Below are 2,296 nucleotides of genomic sequence, written 5' to 3' on the forward strand. Positions count from 1 at the left end.
ACCTTCACGAACTTCGGAAAGTCATGGGCACTAGCAAACTTATTGATTCTAGTACCGCTTTGTCGATCTGAAGTCCCTGATCGAATTCGCCGCTTGTGGCGCAGGGACTTCGGATCGGCGGTACTAGGCTAGAGCGTGGCTGACCGAAGGAAAGAGGCCGCCTCTGCCCTCACTTCAGGCCTTGGCCAAAAAGCGGGCGTCGAATGTGTTGGAGGGGGCGCCCGGAAACTGCCAAAAGCAAATAGCGTGGCAAATTCTGTCACGACGCACAGCGCGTCGTACGAGGCACCTGCTGATATCGCCGTTCGCTTCAGGCCGCCACGTTCGAAAGAAAATGCTCAACGGACGAGCGCAGTTCCGCGGCCTGACTCGATAACTCCAGTGCCGTGGTGAGCACTAGGTCTGCCGAGTGGCTGGTGTTCTCGCTCGCTGCGGCTGTTCCCGCTATGCGCTGCGCGACGCTTGCTGTTCCGGCCGCTGCCTGACGAATATTTTCCGATATTTCGATCGCCGCCATGTTCTGCTGGCTCATGACGCGCGCGATCTCCGCAGTGAAGCGGTCAATATCTGACATAATGGCGGTGATTTCCCCAACGTTGTCCACTGCCCGCTTTGTCGCCACCTGTACCTCGGCGATTTGGGACGAGATTTCCTCGGTGGCTTTTGCGGTTTGGATTGCGAGCGCCTTCACTTCTGATGCGACCACCGCAAAACCCCGTCCGGCTTCGCCGGCGCGAGCAGCTTCGATTGTGGCATTCAGAGCTAACAGATTCGTTTGACCAGCGATGTTTCGGATGAAGCCCACGACTTCATCAATATGCTGGGCGGCCTTAGCGAGAGCTCCAATCGTCTCGTTAGCATCTCCAGCCATGATCGAGGCGCGCTGTACAACGCCGGTGGCGTCGTAGAGCTGCGCCGTGATGGCCTGCACAGACACTCCAAGCTGGCCTGCGGCTGTCGCGACGGTCTGGACGTTGGTGGATGTTTCATCAGCGGTAGATGCCATCTCAGTCGATTGCTGACCGGCTGCGTTGGCAATCGATGACAGAGTTCGTGCAGTCTCGGTCAACTGGCCGGTCATTGTATCGGTATTGGTGAGGGCGGAAGTGATGGTGGACCGGAAAGCCTCGACTTCCGCCTCGATGCGCTCCCGTCGACTGACCTGTTCTGAATTCGTCTGGTCCTTCGAGGACATCAGGGCGAGGCCCTCGTCCGCGCGGGCCTTCAGACTGATTTTCATGACGGCAAGAGATTTCAGAAGACGACCGAGTTCGTCGCGCCGGCGAACCACAATCTGGTCGGTGAAGATACCCGCAGCCACGCGTTCCGCGATTTGCATTGCGGCGAAGATCGGCTTGCTCATGGAGTAAGCAAAAGCAAAAGCGAGCACTAGCCCAATCAGCACGGTGCCAACTGCAAGCGTGAGCATGGTGCTGCGCGCGGTCGCGACTGCCGCCTCCGCCTCCGTTCGGTAGCTAAAGCCGTACGCAGCGACAACTTCCACGAGGTCGTCAAGCGCCGCAACGGCCTCTTCGCCTTTCTGCACGATCGAGAAAGCCGCCGGAAGCTCGGTCAGTCCCCCGGCATGTGGCTTGAGAATCTTCAATTCGGCTTCCGACCACCCGCGTAGACGACCTTCCGCACCGTCCAGTGCTGCAGTCACGTCCTTATTATCGACCCGCTTCCGAACAATTTTCAGATCGTCCGTGATGCCAGCGATCAGTTTTTCGAAGTTCGCGACCAATTCCTTCGATGCACCTTGAGTAAGGCTCCGCTGCACGAGAAAGCGAGCCTCACTCATAGCGGCATGCGCCGAACGCGCATAATTGATCCCCATCAACGGCCCATCGTAGAGCCGAACAACCAGGTCGCCTGACGAAGAGATCCCCCGAATGCCGTAAAACGCGAGCCCGCAGGCAAGGGTGATGACTATACAAAAAACCCCAAAAAGCTTGTAACGAATCGACATCACCGGTCTCCCACTGGCGGACAAAAGAAATTATTCTGTAACTTTCACCACCATCTTCATCCGGGGATGAATTGCGCAGATCACTAGCACGTCGCCCGCTTCCTTGAAGGTCACATCCGTCGATGCACCGGATGGTTGAGATCCGAGATTGAACTCATTTCCCTTACTCGTCGACAGGATGTTGTGGGGAACGCTGTCGTCGTTCAAGAAAGTCAGCGGCTCGCCCTTCTTGATGGTGATGCTCTCGGACGAGAACATGCGGCCCTTCTGTGTTATCGTCAGGTTGGCGGCAAGGGCGCCCACTGATAGACCGAGAAGAACAACGAG

At 57.3% G+C, this 2,296-nt stretch carries 2 protein-coding genes; both read right to left on the minus strand.

The annotated features are described in order from the left end of the window. Positions 1 to 310 precede the first annotated feature (310 nt). Positions 311 to 1,969, minus strand: a complete 1,659-nt coding sequence (locus WB528_RS27295) for a methyl-accepting chemotaxis protein (protein ID WP_423892455.1) — start codon at positions 1,967 to 1,969, stop codon at positions 311 to 313. A 30-nt stretch (positions 1,970 to 1,999) separates the two neighbouring features. Continuing rightward, positions 2,000 to 2,296: plastocyanin/azurin family copper-binding protein (locus tag WB528_RS27300; protein WP_423892456.1), on the minus strand; the 297-nt coding region annotated here is incomplete at its 5' end.

It is taken from the genome of Bradyrhizobium sp. (assembly GCF_049586575.1).
Lineage (GTDB): Bacteria > Pseudomonadota > Alphaproteobacteria > Rhizobiales > Xanthobacteraceae > Bradyrhizobium.

What these genes read in the sequence shown, in the direction of transcription:
- WB528_RS27295 (WP_423892455.1), bottom strand. Translation starts at nt 1,969, where the DNA reads ATGTCGATTCGTTACAAGCTTTTTGGGGTTTTTTGTATAGTCATCACC.